This window comes from Halorubrum ezzemoulense, from assembly GCF_004126515.1.
GTDB lineage: Archaea > Halobacteriota > Halobacteria > Halobacteriales > Haloferacaceae > Halorubrum > Halorubrum ezzemoulense.
In genome coordinates this window covers 2,306,179-2,324,227 of sequence record NZ_CP034940.1, presented here as the reverse complement: position 1 = coordinate 2,324,227, position 18,049 = coordinate 2,306,179, and the positions used below count along the sequence as shown (strand labels likewise).

Genomic DNA, 18,049 nt, shown 5'->3' with positions numbered 1-18,049 from the left:
CGTTCGCCCGGAAGTGGCGCGTCACGTGATAGGATCCCTCTCGAAGTCGGACCACCCCGTCGATTTCGGGTCCGGGGAGGTCACCGGCGCGATAGGGGATTCGATTACGGTGATCCCGCTCGTCGTGGCGCTGGCGCTGTTGACGGACGTCTCGCTGCCGCACGCGCTCGCCGCGTTCGGCGCGTTCCAGATCGTCTGGGGCGTCCGGTACGGGCTACCGATCTCGGTCGAGCCGATGAAGGCGCTGGCCGCGCTCGCGATCGCGGGCGCGCTCACCTACGCCGAACTCGCGCTCGCGGGGGTTATCCTCGGCGCCGTCCTCCTCGCGATCGGCCTCTCGGGGACGCTCGGGTACGTCGAGCGGTGGATCGGCGAGCCGGTCATCCGCGGCGTCCAGTTCGCGGTCGGCCTCGTCCTCTTGGAGACGGGGCTCCGACTCGCGGCCGACGACCCGCTCGTGGCGCTCGTCGGCGTCGCGATCGCCGCCGTGTTCGCGCTCACGGGGCACGGGAAAGCGAGTGCGCTGGCCGTCGCCCTCGTCGGCGTCGCGGCCGCGCTCGTCGTCGCCGGCGTCCCCTCGCCGCGGCTGCCGGGCGCACCGCCGACGCCGGCGTTCGTCGCGGCGCTCACGCGCGCCACCGTTGACGGCGTGGTCGCGCAGCTGGCGATGACGATCGGCAACGCCGCGCTGGCGACCGCGCTCCTCTTCTCCGACCTGCTCGACGCCGACGTCACCCCCGACGAGCTGTCGACGAGCATGGGGGTGACGAACCTGATCGCGGTGCCGCTCGGCGGGGTTCCGATGTGTCACGGCTGCGACGGGGTCGCCGGCAAGCACGCGTTCGGCGCGCGCACCGGCGGCGCGAACCTCGTCCTCGGGGGCGGCTACCTCGTCGCCGCGCTCTTCGCCACGCCCGCGCTGATCGCGGCGTTCCCGCTGGCGATGCTCGGCGCGCTGCTGGCCGTCGTCGCCGTCTCCCTCGCGCGCAACGTCACCGACTCGGGGAACCGTGCGCTCTCCGTCGGTATCGGCCTCCTCGCGCTGGCGACGAACCTCGGCGTCGCCTTCCTCGCCGGGATCGCGGTCCACCTCGCCTGGGAGCGAGTCCGAGTGAGCGACTAGGCCGCTGAGCGGACGCGCCAGTTATATATGAAACTGCTGCGGCGCGCGCCTGCGAGCGGTCGCCACCGGCGGCCGCGAGCCAGCGCGTGCGAGGGAGTCGGTCGCCGAGCGAAGCGAGGGCGACCGACGAGGGTGGGGAGGCGTGAGGTGCGGCGCGGTGCTGTGTGGGGTGGGACTCAAAGGGGCACGCGAGGGCGCCGCAGGTGACGCAAGGCCCGCAGGGAGTGAGCGAAGCGAACGACTGAGGACCGAAGCGAACGTGCGGCGCCCTCGCGGCTGGAGCTTTGGAGGTACTCACCGCCGACACGACGGTGTTTATTTATAATCGAGCAGCTGGGGTTTTGGGGGTGTACGCCGTCGATCACTCGACGACACCGAGACCCCGGGACACGTGCCTCACCCCACGCGGCGTATTCGACCGTACCCCCCGAACCTAAACCGCTCGCCCCCATGCGATACTCGTATATGCAGTTCTGTGACGACTGCGGCTCGATGATGGTCTCTCGCGACGGGGAGATGGTGTGTCAGAACGACGGCTGCGGCGCGACGACCGAACGCGACGAGGCGCTCGCCGCCGAGTTCGAGTCGACCACCGAACAGACCGGCGACGAGGTGATCGAGACGGAGGAGGGCGCGAACTTCGAGGGGAAGCCCACCGCGACCGACGTTGTCTGTGACGAGTGCGGCCACGGCGAGGCGTGGTACACGATCAAACAGACCGGCGCCGCCGACGAGCCGCCGACGCGCTTTTTCAAGTGTAAGGAGTGTGGCCGCCGCTGGCGGGGATACAACTGACCGCGATGCCGCCGGGAGGTCGACGGACTCGGCTCGTCCGCGCGCTCGCCGCCCTTTCGCTCGCCGCGCCCGCGGTCTTCCTCGTCGGCCGCGCCGTCGGCTTCTGGCGCGTCAGGCTCGCGGTCGGGAAGCTGCTCGCGCTGCTGCCCGACGACGGCGCCCCCGATCACGTCCGAGTGCTGCCGCCGCCGGCCGACGAGTACGCCGGAACGCTCCAGACGACCCCCGCTGAGACCCGCGAGCAGCTCCCCGAGCAGGGCTTCTCCGAGCTCATCCGGGCCTACTTCCACGCGTACGACCGCGACGGGGAGGCCGTCCACGAGGTCGGTAGCTTCGTCCACCGGCCCGAGGGCCTCACCGGCGACTGGCAGGTCCACGTCCGGCTGTTCCCCGCGCCCGACGGCGCCACCGAGGTGTGGGCGCACTGGGAGCGGAACCCGTACGTGGCCCCGCTGGCGCACCTGCGGATGGAGGGGTACGACCCGGCCCGCGGCCAGCGGATGGCGGCCGAACTGATCGATGACCTGCGGTGCGCGCGCGACGACGGGGCGGCGTGAGCCGGCGCGCACCGGCAGTTCGTGCGTTTCAATAACGCGTCACCAACTAACACACGCCATAGCACTGCGTTCTGGCGATTTATTCGAGTTGGACGGAATTGAGCGCATAAATTCGGCCGAAACGCGGCCGAATCCCGCTGTAGCGTTTGGACGGTTCATAGGGCACGGGGCGGGAGGTGGGGCCACGATGAACACCGAACGCATCGCACTGATCGCGGTGACGCTGGCGCTCGTCGTCGGCGGCCTCGCGACGCTGTTCGCACCGACCGTCGTCGCCGGCCCGGGCGGCGCTCCCGGGCAGGCGGCGGTCACCACCGCCGTCGCCGACGGCGGACTCGGGTCGCTGTTCGGGCTCGCGCTCTGGGGCGTGACGCTCCTCTTCGGCGCGACCGCGCTCGTCTGGTTCGTGTTCGCGGCGGTCGTGGGTGCGGGCCACGAGACGCCGCCGAACGAGTACGGCCTCGACGAGATTCAAGTCCGCATCATGACCGTCGACGCCGCCGAGGTCGTTCAGGAGACCGTCGACTCCCTGCCGGAGGGGCTCGACGACGTTCACGTGATCGCGGAGTCGCCCGTCGACGTGACCGGCGCGACGGTCCACGCCGTCCCGGAGGCGTTCACCTGCGACGCGGTCCGGAAGGGCCGCGCGCAGGAGTGGGCACGGCAGTCGCTCGACTGCGGGAAGGCGTTCGTCCTCTACCTCGACGAGGACAGCGTTGTCGAGTCGCTCGACGGGCTCCCGGACGCTGACATCGTTCAGCTCCGCGAGAAGCCCCGGCTCACGGGGTCGAACCTCAGCTACTTGGCGGACATGTACCGGATGGGCGTCCGGATCGAACAGCGCGCGTTCGCGCGCCTCTCGATTCCCCTGTTCGCGTGGGGCGGCGGCATCGCGGTCCGCAGCGAGGTGGAGGACGAAACCACGTGGGACCGTGAGACGCTCGTCGAGGACACCGCGTTCGTCTGGGCGGCCTTCCGCGAGCTCGACGTGACGTTCGCGCTCTCGGACGCGGTCTGCCGCAACGAGGCGCCGCCCTCGCTGTACGAGATCCTCCAGCAGCGCCGCCGCTGGGCGGCCGGGAACGTCCGGGCGTCGACGATGCTCCCCCTGCGCTACGAGCTGTTGACTAGGGTCCGCAACTACGCGTGGGCGCTCTCGCCGATCGTCACCCTGCTCGTCGTCCCGTTGTCGCTTCTGGGCGTGACCATCGCGCACAGCGGGCTCTTCTTCGCCGCGTCGATGGGGCTGGCGCTCTGTACGCTGGGCTGGTTCCTGCTCGGCGTCCGGTACTACGGCGACGACCACCGCCGCTGGGCGCTCGCGGTGCCGCTGGCGCCGCTCATCACCGTCGTCCACTCGATGGGGACGGTCGCCGGGATCGTCAACCCGCCGGAGACGTTCCGGGTGACGACGAAGGTCGGCAGCGAGTAACCGCTCCGAGCGCGGCTACGACCCGTCGCGAAGCCGCGGCCCGAGGAACGCCGCGACCGCCTCGCCGACCTTTCCGCTCCGCCCGACGAAGAAGTGATCGGACTCGAACGCGACCGTCTCGACGCCCAGTTCCGTCGCACGTTCGACCACCGGCTCCCAGTCCGCCGTCGAGTCCCGCGTCGCGTACAGGACGCGGACCGGGACGCCCCGGTCGACTATCTCTCCGAGCGCGTCGACCGCGTCGGTGTCGGGGTTCAGGCGGGCGGTCGGCGCGAGCGCGCAGACGCCCGTCAGCTCGGGCCGCGACGCGGCCGCGACGAGCGCGACCGTGCCGCCGAACGAGAAGCCGAACAGCCCGACGCGGTCGTAGCGCTCGCGCGCCCAGCCGACCGCCCGGTCCGCGTCGGTGGTCTCGCCGTACCCCTCGTCCCAGTCGCCGTAGTCGAAGCGGAGGCAGTCGACGCCGCGGTCGGTCACGGCGTCGGAGACGGCCACCAGCCGCTCGTCGCCTCGGTGGCCGCGCTGCTGGGGATGCGGCGGGCAAGCGACGACGACCGCATCCGCGGACGGCGCGTCGGCCGAGGCGTCGCTCGCGGCCGTATCAAGAGTCGCGCGCACGTCGCGACCGCCGGGGATCAGGACGGTGTCGCTCATCGGGATCGGGCGGTCGGGTCGACGCCCGTCAGGGCACCTGCGTCACGCGATCGACGCCGTCGAGGTCGACGAGGTCGCCCGCGAGCGCCTCCTGATCGACGGTCGCCTCGTAGTAGAACACGATGTCGAACGTGCCGTCGCGGAGGAGCTGCTGGCACTCCCAGACGAACGCCTCGTCGTCGAGCGTCAGTCCCTGGAACTGGTTCGACGAGAAGTCCGTGTCGTCGTTGCCGGCCTCGATGTACGTCTCGCCTTTGCCCGCGTGCTCGGCGATGACCTCGTTGGCGGCGACCGTCAGCTCGTGCATCTCTAGGTCCTCCTCACCCTCGAGATTCGTGTGGACGATACAGCCCACCAGCTCGATGTCGCCGGGCTCTAAGAGGGCCTTCGCGCGGGTGTACAGGTCCGAATCGACGGTCTCGCTCATGTCTCTCCCTTCCGGCTCCCGTAATAAACGGGTGACGGTTCGCGGGGCGGGTCGGGGCCGGCCGCGACGCGTCTCAGCGACGGAGCGACACGACGACGGCGCCCCCGTCGGCTTGGACCAGCGCGTCGTCCGCGAGGTCGTCGACGAGCCCGCGGAACCACTCACAGCCGTGTTCGCCGCCCGGCGCGTAGTCCACCCGAATCCGGTTGCCGAGCGCGTCCGGCGCCATCTCGTCGTGCTCGCCGAGCAGGCGCACGATCCGACCGCGGAACTGCCGGCGGCTCCCCTCGAAGCCGGGCTGTTCGGGCGCGTCGGGCGCGGTGAAGTTCCAGGTCCGGGAGGCGTGACAGCACTCGCGACACGAGCAGCCGGCCTCGTCGCAGCGGGGCTTCTTGCCCTAGGCGACGCCGCCGAACTCCATGATCGCGTTGTTCCGCACCCGGGACTCGCCCGCGGGCATGAGCCGGGAGGCGACCCGCTCGAACGCGTCGTCGTCGTCCGAGACGTCGAACGCGCGGTGATTGCGGCAATTTATTACACATAAAATAGCTCAAATATCGGTAGCAACTGAGAGTGGCTGTTGCCGAACATTCCCCGAATGTCCGTATCAGAGTGGCAATCTATCTCTGAGCGACTGGAACGCGAGTCGTCCGAGCAACTGGCTGGGGCCGCGCTTTGGCAGGTCGCGGGCGACGTTCATCGTACTCGGTGGCTCACTCTCACCGATGCCTAGCTCCCACTCCGTCTCCGACTCGAAACGGTCTACCGCGGCCTCGACGCGGTCGCGCACCGCATCAGTTTCCATGGTCTTCACGTCACCGGCTTTCATCAGTACGTCGCCGTCCACGATAACCGTCTCCACATCAGCCGGCGCTGCGTTGTTAGTCACCTGCGCCGGGATGTTGGTCAGCGGGGTGAATTTCGGCTTCTCGACGTCCAGCAGAATGACGTCGGCGCGCTTGCCGGGTTCGAGGCTCCCGATCTCGTCGCCGACCCCGAGTGCCTCTGCTCCTTCGATGGTGAGCATTCGTACGAGCTCCATCGAGTCGTACTGGCCGGTCGAGCGCTTGAGGTTTGCTGCGAGCCGGGCTTGCCTCGCCTCGCCGAACAGACTGTAGGAGTCGTGCCAGTAGTGGTCGTCGATACCCAGGCCGACATCAACGCCCGCGGCGCGGAGTTCCGGCACCGGCGTCCACTGTACGTCGCCGCCCGTGTTCCAGTAACAGAAAATCGACGGGCAGTGTGCGACCGACGCGTCTGCTTCGGCAGTCCGTTGGATGTCTTCGTCGTCGGCGAGCCGGAAGTGCGCGGCTACAAGTCGGTCGTCCAAGAGGCCAACGTCATCGAGAAGGGCGAGCGAATCCTCGGCGCCATTCGACCGCGCCATCGTGTTGCTCGCCTCCAGTTCGAGCAGGTGCGTGTGGACGAGCAGGTCGGGATACTCGTCAGCGAGTTCGGCGGTGTGTTCCCACAGTTCGCGGGTACATGACCAGTCGTCGTGGGGGTTGATCGTCGCCCGGATGCGGCCGTCGTACGCGCCGTGGTACTCATCGATGAACTCGCGGGCGCGGTCGAACTGCTCTTCGACGGAAACGTCCCAGAAGAGGTCGGAGAGCGCCATCCCGAAGAATCCGCGCAGGCCCGCCTCGCCGAACGTTTCTGCGCCCCCGCCGGGACGGACGTCCATCGAGTTGACGGTCGTGACCCCACCACTGAGGAAGTTCAGTGCGGCGAGTTCGTACCCCGCCCGGACGAAGTAGTCGTACTCGCCCTCGGCGATGTGGCCGAATATGGCGGTCATCCCACTCATCATTTCCATGAGGTCGAGGTCGCTGAACGCGCCAAGCAGCGGCGTCAGTTCGAGATGGGTGTGCGCGTTGACGAGACCTGGCATCACGAGTTTGCCTTCGCCGTCGATGACCAAGTCGGCCGCTAACTCCGCGTCATCGTCCCGAGATGACCGCACGTCGGTGATCCGACCATCCTCGATGAGCACCGTTCCTCGCTCGTAGAGTCGATTTCGCTCGTCCACCGTGAGAACGAACGCATCGTGAATCACACAGTCAGCCGTCATTTCCTCCCACCCGTCAGCGTCGTGTGTAGCTGTAATTATTAGTATCTATTTCCCTCAATTGGCTCTGTTGAAATCCTTAGAGGTTGATATGTTTTTGCGGTCGTGCTGAATATAGAGGTTAGATTCAGCAATCGATTGGTCGCGTCGCAAAGCCCTCTAGAGTTTGCCGCTGAGCGTCTCGACAGCACTTCGTACAACTGAAAATACTGCGTTAGAATGGCGTGCACCAAGTGTACGTGATTTGAGAGCGTTAGAGATAGCAGCCCGAGTAGTCTACGCAACCACCACTCGAAACTCTAGACCGCTTTGCGACGCGAGAAAAAAAAACTTGTTACAGTGACTTTTTGAGTGATAGATATGAGTCTCCTCAAAGAACTCGTAGCAGGCCTAAAAGGGTGGGCTATTATGGAGCTGAGTGGGTGGCTGGTCGTGCTCATTGCGGCGGTCGTTTTCGTCGTGACCCTGATCGCTGGCAGTGCGTTGTTCGGTGACGCGGCCGGATTGGCTATTGGAATCAGCTCCGCACTGCTCGTCGCGTTTGTTGTTGGACCACGTCTTCGAAACCGGTTCCGAGACGGTCAACAGTAGTGTGTGCGGCAGTCGACACACAGAAGACAATCCACCGGTGCAACACATCCCGACGATTAAAACTCGAAGTCAGCACGCCAGTCCAGTTGATTGGTCGTGTCGTTTGGCTACGTACATTATGTGGAGAGAGGATCGACTGAGAAGCTGTCGTGACCGACTTGCGCCCTCTATTCAGCACGCCGTTTATATCAGACTTAGAGGATTTCACCTATGGAAACGCTGCTACCCGGGCAAACCACGTCTAGCGACAAAATGATTACGCCGTCTGGGGATCTGCTGTTTTCACAGCCGGTAGGCGGTCGGAACGTGTCCGCGGTGCGGTCGCTGTCTGGCGATAGCTGACGCTCACGGAGGGCCTCGGCCGGCCACTGAGGGCCGCCGGTCCGGCGGCCCTCAGATCCCTCGTCTATGCGGTTACACCCGGTGGATCGTACGCTTCTCTCCGATCAAGCATGTGGTAGATCGATACCAGCATCTTCCGAGCTGCTGCCACGATCGCTTTCTGTGAGTTCTTCCGGCTTGCTAACCGGTCGTAAAACCGACTGAGATACTCGTCGTTACTCGTATGAACTGCGGTGTTTGCTGCTTGGACGAGCAGCCATCGTACACGCCCTGATCCACGTTTCGAAATGCCCCCTTCGATCCGCGAGTCGCCTGACTCGCGGATCACCGGGTTCAATCCCACGTAACTGACAACCTCCTTGTCACCGTCAAACCGGTCGATCCCACCTAACTCCGCGTAGATTGTCAGCGCAGTGTAGTAACTCACACCGGGAATCGTCATGAGCAGCTGGGTCTCCTTCAGAGACCCAGCGCGCTCTTCGATCGTCTCATCGAGCTTCTGAATCTCTTCGGTGAGCGACTCGATCAGGTCGAGGTACGACTCAAGCAGCGTGTCGAACGGCGTCGGGATCGAGAGTCCCCGCAGGGACTCTCGTCCCTCCACGGTTAGCGGTTTCACGTCTTCGGTGATGCCGTGATCGGAGAGGAGTCCATGGACCTTGTTGGCGTACTTGGTACGGTTTTCGACCAGGGTCTGTCGCCCGCGCACGAGTGCGCGGGCTTCCCTAACCTCCTCGGTCGGAACGTAGCTTTCAGGCACCGAATTTAACCGGAGCATCCGCGCGAGTTCTTTGGCGTCAACGCGGTCGGTTTTCTTGTCGGTGTCTGCGATCTGGTTGATCTTTTTGGGATGAGCAACGGTCACATCCAAGTGCTCCGACAGCGTGTCGTGGATGTGGTAGTAGTTGGAGGTTGCCTCAAGCACGGCTTGTGCGCCGGCGTACCGCTGGGCGAGCTCGTCGAGGTTCGCGTTCTTAATGAGTATGAAAACTTTTGTTAGTTAAGCTTGATAGAAGAGTAATGGAGCGCTCACGTCGAAAAGAGATTGAGCATCACTTGACTGAGGAAGAAATCGATGAACTGCTACGTGAGGCCGAAGACGATCACCACCTCCGCCGTCTTGGATTTTTGAAGAATCTCTACCGGGGTGACTCAATTCCGGAGGCCGCCGACCGCGAAGGTCGGTCGGCCGCCACCGGTGGTCGCTGGGCGGATGCTTGGAACGAGGATGGCCTAGAAGGACTGATGCCGAGTTTCGGGGGCGGCCGGCCCCCGAAACTCGACGAGGATGAGCAAGACGAGCTGGTGGAGATGCTTCGTGACGGCCAACCGTGGAAATCACAGGAGATTCAGCATCTTCTTCAGGAGGAATTTGGCGTTTCCTACAGCCCAAATTACCTCGGTACTTTCCTTCGGAAACTCGGTCTCTCGTACGCGAAACCACGACCAAAGCGTCCACATCGGCCAGAGAATCCTGATGAAATCCTCGAAGAGCGCGTCGATGACGCGCTCGACGAGGACGACCAGCCACACAACAAACGTGAGGGAGAAGACGAAGAAGGGTGGATTGTTGAGGATGATATTTGTACTGATGGGGGTACCGTCCTCGGGTTTTTTGATGCATCGAAGCCACAGCCGTACGATAACTCGCGGCGTGTTTGGTACGTTGACGACCCTCACATCGAACGGGAGTTAGTCAAGACACACGATTCTGCGGTCGGATTCTACGCGCTCAACGGTGAGAGTCTGGTAACGTTCACTGAGAACGAAGAGAAAGAGCAGATTTGCGGGGTATTAGAGAAGATCCGCGAGCAGAATCCGGGCAAGCGGATTCTGCTCGTCTTGGATAAGCACGGTTCACATAGATGTAAACACACGCGCAAGCGTGCGCATCAACTCGGGATTGACCTGATTTTCATTCCATCAGGCTCACCGCACCTCAACCCAATCGAGCAAGTCTGGAAGTATCTCAAATGGACGATGGCACCAATCGTCGTTGAGAGCGAAGCGGAATTCAAAGACCTCGTTCAGGAAACTTTTGAGAAAATAACGAAACGCGTCAGCTTCGCAAAGAAGTGGTGTGAACAGTTCCTTGACTTTCGAATGTTATCTTAATCATTATCAACGCGAACCTCTTCGACGATCTTCCCAGCCTCATCCATCACTGCCACCTGTGCGTACCGTTTGTGGACGTCGATTCCGAGGTACATAGCTTGTTCACCCGGGACGCCAGTGCGTGAAGCAGAGATTCACCTATTCGGGCTTTCCCGGATGCCGCGGGGCGCGGCATCCGGGCTGTAACGCCCATGACTCGGCTTCTTTCGCACACGGACCAGTCAACAGAACGTGCTCGATGGCACGTGAAATCCGTCGGTCTCTTGCGCCCCATATCTTGTTTCACGCTCTGCTAGGGTAGCAGCGTTTCCATCGAGTCAACAGAGCCCCTCAATTGAGAGCGCGGGTACGCTCCGCGGGTTCTCCCTTCTTGACATCCTCCCCGCGCTGAAGCGCTGTCTCTTACCCACAAGTTCACCGAGTCCCAAACAAACGTTTCAGACGCTGTCGAACCATATCTATTCTCGAGAGATCGAGGTGGGGAGTAATTCGGACGGTGATATCGGCAGTGGGGGGTTGTTGAATGTGGTAAACAAGATCAGCAAAATCGTCCCATAGAAGTGTTAAATCTGTAGATATCGAGGCTTCGGTCGGATTCATTGACCGCAACAACGACTCGATTTGTGGGTAAGAGACAGCGCTGAAGCGCGAGGATTCCCACGGTACCGCACCGCTGGGTTGGGATATTGTGGTTTACGACGTTACCTGTTCTTGAGGTGCGAACGCACCAGGTTCCTTGTCAAACAAGAACGTCGATGGCTGTGTCAACCAGCCGTTACTCCTATCCACCGAGAGATTCGGTGAACTCGGAGATACTTTCTGCCGAATGTTCTCAGCACCGTTCACATCCGCATTGGCCACTGTACCGCACTCATCGCAGACGTACAGTCCGCGTTCAACACGGTTCGCGTCATACTTCCGGCCACAGCACGAGCACGACTTCGAGGTATCCCGCTCAGACACTTGCTCAACCGTGATGCCTTCCATCTCGGCTTTGTATTCGAGGAGATCGGTGAACCGGTCGAACGCCCATGAGTGTAGGTCAAGATTGCCGTGTTTCTCCCAGTCCTTTGACTCGCCGTTCTCCTCATCCTCACGGACGCCGGAGAGATCGCCCACCACGATTGTTCCAATTTCCTCGTCAACACACCGCTGGACGATATGCTTCGAGAGGGTGTGGAAGTAGTGGGTCCGACGGGCCGACTTCTTCTGGTTCAGCCGCGTGGCTTGCGCAGAATGCGAATCGTCACACCGGGTGATTCGCTTGCTGAAGTAGTAGTCGTCCTGTTTCAAGCAGTTCAGCGGGTACAACTCGCTGTGACCGTCTTCATACGCGAGCGCGGCGAAGTTGTTGATACCGAGGTCAACACCGACCGTCTTCTCACCGGGGGCTTCAGCCACGTCCATTTCGACCTTACAGACGAAGTGTAGTTCCCACTCGTCGCCGGTCCACACAATCTTGACTTGTTGGACGTTCTCCACGGCAGAGAGGTCAATATCGGGGCGAGTCTGGTACGTACACAGGACGAAGTCCGACCAGTACTCCTTCAGGTTCGATCCTTTTGAGAGTCGAACACGGTCGTACTGAGTGTCGAGTTTGAGGCCTTTCTGCTTGAATGTGACCGTGGAACGCGGGTGTTCGTCGCCGTGTTTGCGGTAGCCGGGCGGGTTCGCTCGTGTATCTCCGTTTTGTCGTTTACCGTACCAGCCGTTGAACGCTTCAGCGAGTTCTTGAAGGACTCGCTGACTTGACTGCGAATGCAGGTCACCATAGCATTCGTGGGTTTTGAGGTACGCGGTGAGTTCGGTGTGGTTCGGGATGTGACCGATTTCGTCCCAAATCCGGTTACACGTCCACCGTCCGACGTTCCAGAGCTTACTGGCTGCGAACCCGAGCGAATCAAGATCGTCTCGTACCCGCGACTGGTTCCGTATGGAAGCAGTATAGGTACGGGTAACGACCTGTTTCGCTATACGTAACCTATGTAGACCAACTTGCTTGAACCTATGTATTTGCTCAGCGTGGAATATCCAGCCGTGCCATCGACCGGTGAACTGTGACGGGTAGTGTCGGATTCATCCCCGCGCTAAAGCGCTGTCTCTTACCCACAGATCGAGTTGTTGTTGCGGTCAATAAATCCGACCGAAGCCTCGATATCTACAGATTTAACACTCCTATGAGACAATTTTGCTCATCTCGCTTACCACATTCAGCAACCCCCCACTGCCGATATCATCGCCCGATTCACTCCTCACCTCGATCTTCCGAGAATAGATTGGGTTCGACAGCGTCTGAAACGTCTGTTTGGGACTCAGTGAACTTGTGGGTAAAAGACAGCGCTAAAGCGCGAGGCTTTCTCCTCGATTCTCCGTATCAAGAGCACTATCACTGCCGGGTAGATCTGTGAGCAGAGTACGAACGGGTGTTACCCTCGGAGCCGGACGCTCGTCTCATCCCCGGAGTCTTCGACCTCGACTAATCCATCATCTGCCAAATCCGAAAGGAGCCCTCGAAGCCACTCGCGTCCGTGTTCGCCATCTGGCGAGTAATCGACGCGAATACGGTGTCCGAGGGTATCGAGGCTTATCACGTCGCGCTCGCCGAGGAGCCGGACGATCCGACCGCGGAACTGCCGCCGGCTCCCCTCGAAGCTGGGCTGTTCGGGCACGTCGGGCGCGGTGAAATCGCCAGTCTGGTAGGCGTGGCACCACTCGCGCCACGGGCACCCCGCCTCGTCGCAGCTGGGGCTCTTCCCGCAGGCGACGCCGCCCAGTTCCATGACCGCGTTGTTCCACACCCGCGACTCGCCCGCCGGCATGAGCGCGGACGCGACCCGCTCGAACGCGTCGTCGTCGTCCGAGACGTCGAATGCCCGATACAGCACCCGCTTCACGTTGGTATCGACGACGGCGTCGCCGTTGTTGAACGCGAACGACGCCACCGCGTTGGCGGTGTAGGGTCCGACGCCCATCAGCTCGCTCAGTCCGTCTGGGTCCTCGGGAAACGTCCCGTCGTGGTCGTCCTCGACCTGTCCGGCCGCCTCGTGGAGGTACTTCGCGCGGTTGTTGTACCCCAGCGAGTGGTCGGACCAGAAGGCGACCACGTCGGCTCGATCGGCGGCGGCTAGGTCGGCGGTCGTCGGCCACTCGTCGAGGAAGTCCTCCCACGCGGGGACGACCCGGTCGAGCTGGGTCTGCTGGCTCATCACCTCGCTGACGAGGATCTCGTAAGGGTCCTCTGTGTGGCGCCACGGGAACGCGCGGTGGTCGGCCTCGTACCAGTCGACGAGCGCGTCGCGGACCGCGTCGCGGTCGGCGGGGAGCTCCGGCGCGTCCTCGGGACCACCCTCGCCGCTAGCGCCTCCGCCCTCGCTGCCGCCGCTCTCGCCCTCGGCGCGGTCGCCCGCACCGTCCGAGTCGGTCATATCCCCGGTCCGGGCGGCGGCGGTTTATCGGTGCTGGTCCCCGTCGGTGCGGGCCGGCGCCATCGTCCGCGGGTCGCGGTCGGGGCCGGGGTACTCCCCGCCGACCGCGTCCGGATACAGCTTCGCCGGGTCGAACACCGTCGCGAACGCGCGCGACTCCCGGACGCTCACGGGGAGTCTGTCGCGTAGCCCGGCCGCTGCCCCCGGCCCGGTCAGCGAGGGGTCGAGGCTTATCACCTGCATCGCGCCGCCGCGGTAGGCGGACGCCAGCGCGGGATGATCGCCCGAGGGCTGCGTGACCGGTTCGCGCCACGCCTCGACCGCGTCGCGCCAGTCTGCCGCTAGCTCCGGCTCCGCGAGGGACGCGATCACCGCCTCGGCGTCGTCGAGGAGCGGGTCGCTGGCGACGAGCGTCGTCCACGCGTGCGACCGGAGCGCGTCGAGCGCCTCGCGGGCGTCGCCGCCGAGGAGGAGATCAGCGGCGAGCGCGTCCGCACCGGCGACGACGCGGGCCGGGCTGGGATCGAGGGGGTCGGTCACTTCGTTCCCCTCACCGCCGGAGTCGCCGTCGCCCCCGGAATCGCCACCGTTCCCGTCCGCCGTCGAGCGCACGGCGTCGAGCGCTCGTCGCACGTCCGCCTCGTCGAGGTCGCCGCCGAGCGCGGCCGCGCGCTCGAACAGGTCGCCGAAGGTCATGCCCGCCGGTCGTCGCCGCGGGCGTATCGTCCTTGCGGCCGGACGGAGAGGCCGAACGTTATTGGCCGCCGCGTCGAAGCCCGCCGCGTGACCGATCGCTCCTCCGACGATCCGACCGTCGCCGTCCCGCAGGTCCCGGTCGAGGACCTCGCTGTCGACGCGAACGCGGACCGACTTCGAGATCGGGCCGCCGACCTGCCGAGCGGCGTCGACCTCGCCGTGTTTCCCGAGTACGCGCTCACGGGGTTCGTGGCCGACGAACGGCTCCGGGAGGCCGCGCTGTCCCGGGACGTGGCGCGCGCACGGCTCGAATCCGTCGCCGAGACCGCCGGCTCGGCCGTGGTCGCGGGGTACGCCGAACGGGACGGCGACGCCGTATACAACGCGACCGCGTACGTCCCGCCGGGAGGGTCCTCCGAGGACGGCGGCGGAGAGTTCTCCGCCTACCGCAAGCGACACCTGTGGGACGACGAGGCGGAGTGGGTCGAGCCCGGCGGCGACCGCGTGATCGTCGAGACGCCCGCCGGACCGACCGGACTGCTGACCTGCTACGACCTCAACTTCGTCGCGGAGAGCGCGTGGTTCGCTGAGCGCGCGGTCGACGCCCTCGTCGTCGTCGGCGCGTGGCCCGCCGACCACGTCGCGAACTGGCGGCTCCTCGTCCGAGCGCGCGCGCTCGACGGGGTCAGGTGGACCGTCGGCGCGGGGCGCACGGGAACCGCGGGCGGCGCGCGTCCGGCGGAGGCGGCGACCTACGCGGGCAACTCCCTCGTCGTCCGCCCCGACGGCGCGGTCGCCGCCGAGCTCGGCCGGGAACCGGCGACGCTGACCGCGACCCTCGACCGAGACACGCTCTCCGCGCAGCGCGATCTGGTGGGGGCTGTCGACGACATCTGAAACTATTCTTTCCAGTTTCGAAAAAGTAGTTTTCTCAGTAGGAACTATTAAGTAGGTCGCGCGCGTATGTATAGTTGAAATGAGCACCCAGAAGCAGTCACGTCAGCGATACGGCGACGTTCACGAGAGCGAAGCGCTCCGCGTCCCCGAGGAGAAGGCAGAACAGCTCGTCGACGCGCTCAACAGCGACCTCGCGGCGACGTACGTCCTCTACCACCAGGTCAAGAAGCACCACTGGCTCGTCGAGGGCGCCGAGTTCCTCGGCATCCACGAGTACCTCGGCGAAGTCGCGGAGGACCTCGAAGAGGGCGCCGACGTCCTCGCGGAGCGCGCACAGGCGCTCGGCGGCGTGCCGCTCTCGGGCGGCGCGAACTACGAGGAGCACGCACCGGTGACCCCCGAGGACGCCGACGCCTACGACATCCGGACGTCGCTGGAGCACGACCTCGAGATGTTCGGCGACATCACCGAGCAGCTCCGCGAGCACATCCAGCTCGCCAACAACCTCGGCGACTACAACACCGAAGAGCAGCTCCGTGACATCCTCGAAGACGTCGAGGAACACGGCCACCACCTCGAGCACTACCTCGAAGACGACACGCTCGTCACGAGCGAGACGCTCGAGTAGACTGGCCCCGGCGGACTGCTTCCGGCACGTCCCGACGTTCGATTTTCCGCTTTTTCGCGCTACGCAGCGGCCGCGCCGTCGACCGCGTCACCAATTGTACTTCCGATCGCCTCGCCGATCAGTCGAGGTCCGGGGCCCGCTCGCCCGCGGGGACGACGACCTCCAGCCAGTTCTCTTCCGGCGGCAGCGGACAGGAGAACGTCTCGCTGTACGCGCAGAAGGGGTTGTACGCGAGGTTAAAATCGATCGTGACCGCGTCGCCGTCGGCGAGCTCGCGCTCGGGTGCCAGCTCCATGTACCGACCCTGGTGGTACGTCTGCTGGCCGGTCGTCTTGTCGCGGAAGGGGACGAAGACGGCGCCGTCGTCGCCCTCCTGGCGGTAGCCCGCGAGCGTGTGCTCCGTCCCGTTAATCTCGAGCGCGAAGGTGACGATCCGGAGGTACCGGACCGGGTTGCTCGCGGTCGTCTCCATCTCGACCGGCTCGGGGTCGTCGTGGACGGTGACGGTCGCCTCGACGCGGTAGTCCGGGTTCGGGGGAAAGTAGTCGAGCCCGTCGAACTCGTCCCGGTGTTCCGGGGGGATCGGCGACTGCGGGTGGTCGTCGAAGAACTCGTCCTTCTCCCGGCGGTTCGCGCGGAGCCGCTCGGCGTAGTCCTCGCTCATGCCCGGTCCGACGAGCGCCGGCGGTTTCAGGCTCGCGGTTCCGGCGCCGGTGTCTCTACCGCCGAAGCGGTCGCGACGCCGTCACAGCGCTTGGAGGTCGGCCAGACAGTCGTCGAGGTCGCGGTTCGACGTGGCCAACGACACGCCGTCGACCCGGGCGAGGTCGGCGGCGTGGTCCCAGAGGTCGCCGTCCTCGATCCCGTGGAGCACGACGGCGTTCGGCGTCGGGCTCACGACCCGCAGCGCGACGAGCGGCGACTCGCCGCGCGTCACCCGGGTGAACACGAGCGCGCGGTTCGTCGACTGGCCGTACAGCCGGTAGAACTCCTCGCTGGAGAGCCGCGTGATCGCCTGGATCGAGTCGATGACGGTGTGGCCGTTCACGTGGTCGTGGTCGCCGCGGACGACCTCCGTCGCGCCCATCGCGTCGTAGAAGTCCGCCAGGGGGACCGCCGTCGAGTACTCGCGGAGGTCGTGGACGATGTCGCTCTCGAACCCGGCCGAGAGCACCCGAGCGTGCTGTCGGAGGCGGCCGCCGCCGCGGCGCTCGTCGATGTCGAGGAGTCCTTCGACGGTCCGCCGGACGACGCCGATCCCGGGGCTCTCGCGCCGGCCGCTCTCGTAGTCGGAGACGACCGACGAGGAGACGCCGAGCTGGTCGGCCAGCTCCGTCTGCGAGACGTCGAAGTCGGTCCGCCACTTCCGGAGCGTCGCGCCCGGGTCGTCGCTCAGCGTTATCTCGCCGGCGATCCGGCGGGAGAGCTCCTCGCGTGCGTCGCTCATGGCCTGAACGGACGACCGACCGCCGCAAAAGGGTACCGTTCGTCGCGCGTCGAAACCGACCGGAGCCCGGCCTGGTCGAGGACGCGGCCGCGGCTCACTCTAAGTACAGCGAGTAGACGATGACCGCGAACCCGATCGCCGTGAGGAGGCCGTCGACGGCGATGCCGACCGCGAGGTCGGCGCCGATAATCTGGTGGGAGACGCCGCCCAACAGCGCCCCGACGGTGACGATGCCGAAGCCGACGCCGAGTTCGCGCAGCGACCGGTCGCCGGTCCGGTCGTACGCGCGGAGCGCGTAGTAGGTGATACTGCCACCGAGCACTAGGATGGCGGTCTTTGCGACGATGATCGTCAGGTCGATGTAGGGAGTCATGTTTCCTCTCGTAGCTCCGACCACAGGTCGGCCAGTCGCTCGTCTCGGGTCCGCTCCGGCCGAGAGAACTCCACGTCGAACTCGCGGCTGCCCGCGTCGCCCTCGTCGCCGTCGCCGACCGAGACGGTGACGGCGTCGAACGACACCGAGTACCGCGTCGTGTGCTGTCCGTCCCGCCGGATGTCGGTCGACTCCGACAGCAGGGAGGCGTCGGTGAGCATCTCCAGTTTCCGGTAGGTCGTCGACAGGGGGATGTCGCACTCCTCGGAGAGTTCGCTCGCGGTCTTCGGCTCGGTGAGCGCCGCGACGATCCGACGGGCCGCGTCGTCGGCCAGCGCGTCGAGCACCTCGTCGACCGACGGCGGCTCCGGCTCTCGCGACGGGTCCCGCACCATGCGTGACGGTTCGGCCCCCGGGACTTAAACCATTGAATTTCCGCCGAGGCGGCGGGGCTCGCGGCCGCCACTCCTCCCTCT

Annotated in this window: 18 protein-coding genes and 2 pseudogenes; 8 read left to right on the top strand and 12 right to left on the bottom strand. The window is 64.9% G+C overall.

Annotated features, from left to right (window positions below; translation table 11 throughout):
- Positions 1-25 precede the first annotated feature (25 nt).
- The 4 genes from EO776_RS11740 to EO776_RS11725 all read left to right on the top strand — a co-directional run bounded on the left by EO776_RS11740 (position 26) and on the right by EO776_RS11725 (position 3,907).
- On the top strand, positions 26-1,123 hold the full coding sequence (locus tag EO776_RS11740; RefSeq protein WP_394346113.1) for a putative sulfate/molybdate transporter: 1,098 nt from the start codon (positions 26-28) through the stop codon (positions 1,121-1,123).
- Positions 1,124-1,588: 465 nt separating this feature from the next.
- Positions 1,589-1,918 (top strand): transcription factor S, encoded by a 330-nt coding sequence (locus tag EO776_RS11735; protein ID WP_049930661.1) that lies wholly within the window; start codon positions 1,589-1,591, stop codon positions 1,916-1,918.
- 5 nt (positions 1,919-1,923) lie between these two features.
- A complete protein-coding gene (locus EO776_RS11730; protein WP_086215639.1) occupies positions 1,924-2,475 on the top strand; it encodes a cupin domain-containing protein in 552 nt (183 codons plus the stop codon).
- A gap of 187 nt (positions 2,476-2,662) precedes the next feature.
- The gene (locus EO776_RS11725; RefSeq protein ID WP_129452422.1) at positions 2,663-3,907 is read left to right on the top strand and encodes a glycosyltransferase family 2 protein; all 1,245 of its coding nucleotides are present in this window, start codon (positions 2,663-2,665) and stop codon (positions 3,905-3,907) included.
- A gap of 15 nt (positions 3,908-3,922) precedes the next feature.
- Here the strand turns inward: EO776_RS11725 and EO776_RS11720 are convergent, their stop codons facing one another.
- From EO776_RS11720 to EO776_RS11705, 4 genes and pseudogenes are all read right to left on the bottom strand, one after another.
- On the bottom strand, positions 3,923-4,561 hold the full coding sequence (locus tag EO776_RS11720; protein WP_049930665.1) for a CocE/NonD family hydrolase: 639 nt from the start codon (positions 4,559-4,561) through the stop codon (positions 3,923-3,925).
- A gap of 28 nt (positions 4,562-4,589) precedes the next feature.
- The gene (locus EO776_RS11715; RefSeq protein WP_129452421.1) at positions 4,590-4,988 is read right to left on the bottom strand and encodes a DUF5778 family protein; all 399 of its coding nucleotides are present in this window, start codon (positions 4,986-4,988) and stop codon (positions 4,590-4,592) included.
- 73 nt (positions 4,989-5,061) lie between these two features.
- Positions 5,062-5,508 (bottom strand): annotated as a pseudogene (locus EO776_RS11710) (A/G-specific adenine glycosylase); the annotation flags it as partial.
- A gap of 87 nt (positions 5,509-5,595) precedes the next feature.
- Positions 5,596-7,062 carry an amidohydrolase family protein gene (locus tag EO776_RS11705; RefSeq protein ID WP_129452420.1) on the bottom strand — a complete coding sequence of 489 codons (1,467 nt, stop codon included), beginning with the start codon at positions 7,060-7,062 and terminating at the stop codon, positions 5,596-5,598.
- Positions 7,063-7,419: 357 nt separating this feature from the next.
- On the opposite strand from EO776_RS11705, the gene EO776_RS11700 reads away from it, so the two are divergent.
- A complete protein-coding gene (locus EO776_RS11700; RefSeq protein WP_049930670.1) occupies positions 7,420-7,650 on the top strand; it encodes a hypothetical protein in 231 nt (76 codons plus the stop codon).
- A 406-nt stretch (positions 7,651-8,056) separates the two neighbouring features.
- Here the strand turns inward: EO776_RS11700 and EO776_RS11695 are convergent.
- Positions 8,057-8,977, bottom strand: a pseudogene (locus EO776_RS11695) (IS110 family RNA-guided transposase); the annotation flags it as partial.
- Between the two features lie 35 nt (positions 8,978-9,012).
- On the opposite strand from EO776_RS11695, the gene EO776_RS11690 reads away from it, so the two are divergent.
- A complete protein-coding gene (locus EO776_RS11690) occupies positions 9,013-10,107 on the top strand; it encodes an IS630 family transposase (protein ID WP_129452377.1) in 1,095 nt (364 codons plus the stop codon).
- Positions 10,108-10,800: 693 nt separating this feature from the next.
- On the opposite strand, the gene EO776_RS11685 is transcribed toward EO776_RS11690, so the two are convergent.
- From EO776_RS11685 to EO776_RS11675, 3 genes are all read right to left on the bottom strand, one after another.
- Positions 10,801-12,081, bottom strand: a complete 1,281-nt coding sequence (locus tag EO776_RS11685) for an RNA-guided endonuclease InsQ/TnpB family protein (RefSeq protein ID WP_094495496.1) — start codon at positions 12,079-12,081, stop codon at positions 10,801-10,803.
- A gap of 452 nt (positions 12,082-12,533) precedes the next feature.
- On the bottom strand, positions 12,534-13,532 hold the full coding sequence (locus tag EO776_RS11680) for an HhH-GPD family protein (protein WP_094519653.1): 999 nt from the start codon (positions 13,530-13,532) through the stop codon (positions 12,534-12,536).
- A 24-nt stretch (positions 13,533-13,556) separates the two neighbouring features.
- A complete protein-coding gene (locus EO776_RS11675) occupies positions 13,557-14,228 on the bottom strand; it encodes a DUF7384 family protein (RefSeq protein WP_094495498.1) in 672 nt (223 codons plus the stop codon).
- Positions 14,229-14,315: 87 nt separating this feature from the next.
- On the opposite strand from EO776_RS11675, the gene EO776_RS11670 reads away from it, so the two are divergent.
- Both EO776_RS11670 and dpsA read left to right on the top strand, forming a co-directional pair.
- Positions 14,316-15,125, top strand: a complete 810-nt coding sequence (locus tag EO776_RS11670) for a carbon-nitrogen hydrolase family protein (protein WP_089308183.1) — start codon at positions 14,316-14,318, stop codon at positions 15,123-15,125.
- A gap of 79 nt (positions 15,126-15,204) precedes the next feature.
- Positions 15,205-15,753 carry a DNA starvation/stationary phase protection protein DpsA gene (dpsA, locus tag EO776_RS11665; protein WP_086215623.1) on the top strand — a complete coding sequence of 183 codons (549 nt, stop codon included), beginning with the start codon at positions 15,205-15,207 and terminating at the stop codon, positions 15,751-15,753.
- A 118-nt stretch (positions 15,754-15,871) separates the two neighbouring features.
- On the opposite strand, the gene EO776_RS11660 is transcribed toward dpsA, so the two are convergent.
- From EO776_RS11660 to EO776_RS11645, 4 genes are all read right to left on the bottom strand, one after another.
- Positions 15,872-16,417: a DUF1684 domain-containing protein gene (locus EO776_RS11660; RefSeq protein ID WP_086215622.1), complete on the bottom strand. Its 546-nt coding sequence runs from the start codon at positions 16,415-16,417 to the stop codon at positions 15,872-15,874.
- An 81-nt stretch (positions 16,418-16,498) separates the two neighbouring features.
- The gene (locus EO776_RS11655; protein ID WP_049931690.1) at positions 16,499-17,200 is read right to left on the bottom strand and encodes a helix-turn-helix domain-containing protein; all 702 of its coding nucleotides are present in this window, start codon (positions 17,198-17,200) and stop codon (positions 16,499-16,501) included.
- A 94-nt stretch (positions 17,201-17,294) separates the two neighbouring features.
- Positions 17,295-17,573: a DUF7521 family protein gene (locus EO776_RS11650; protein ID WP_049931688.1), complete on the bottom strand. Its 279-nt coding sequence runs from the start codon at positions 17,571-17,573 to the stop codon at positions 17,295-17,297.
- A complete protein-coding gene (locus EO776_RS11645; protein WP_049931686.1) occupies positions 17,570-17,968 on the bottom strand; it encodes an ArsR/SmtB family transcription factor in 399 nt (132 codons plus the stop codon). Before EO776_RS11645 ends, EO776_RS11650 begins: the two co-directional genes overlap by 4 nt.
- Positions 17,969-18,049 lie beyond the last annotated feature (81 nt).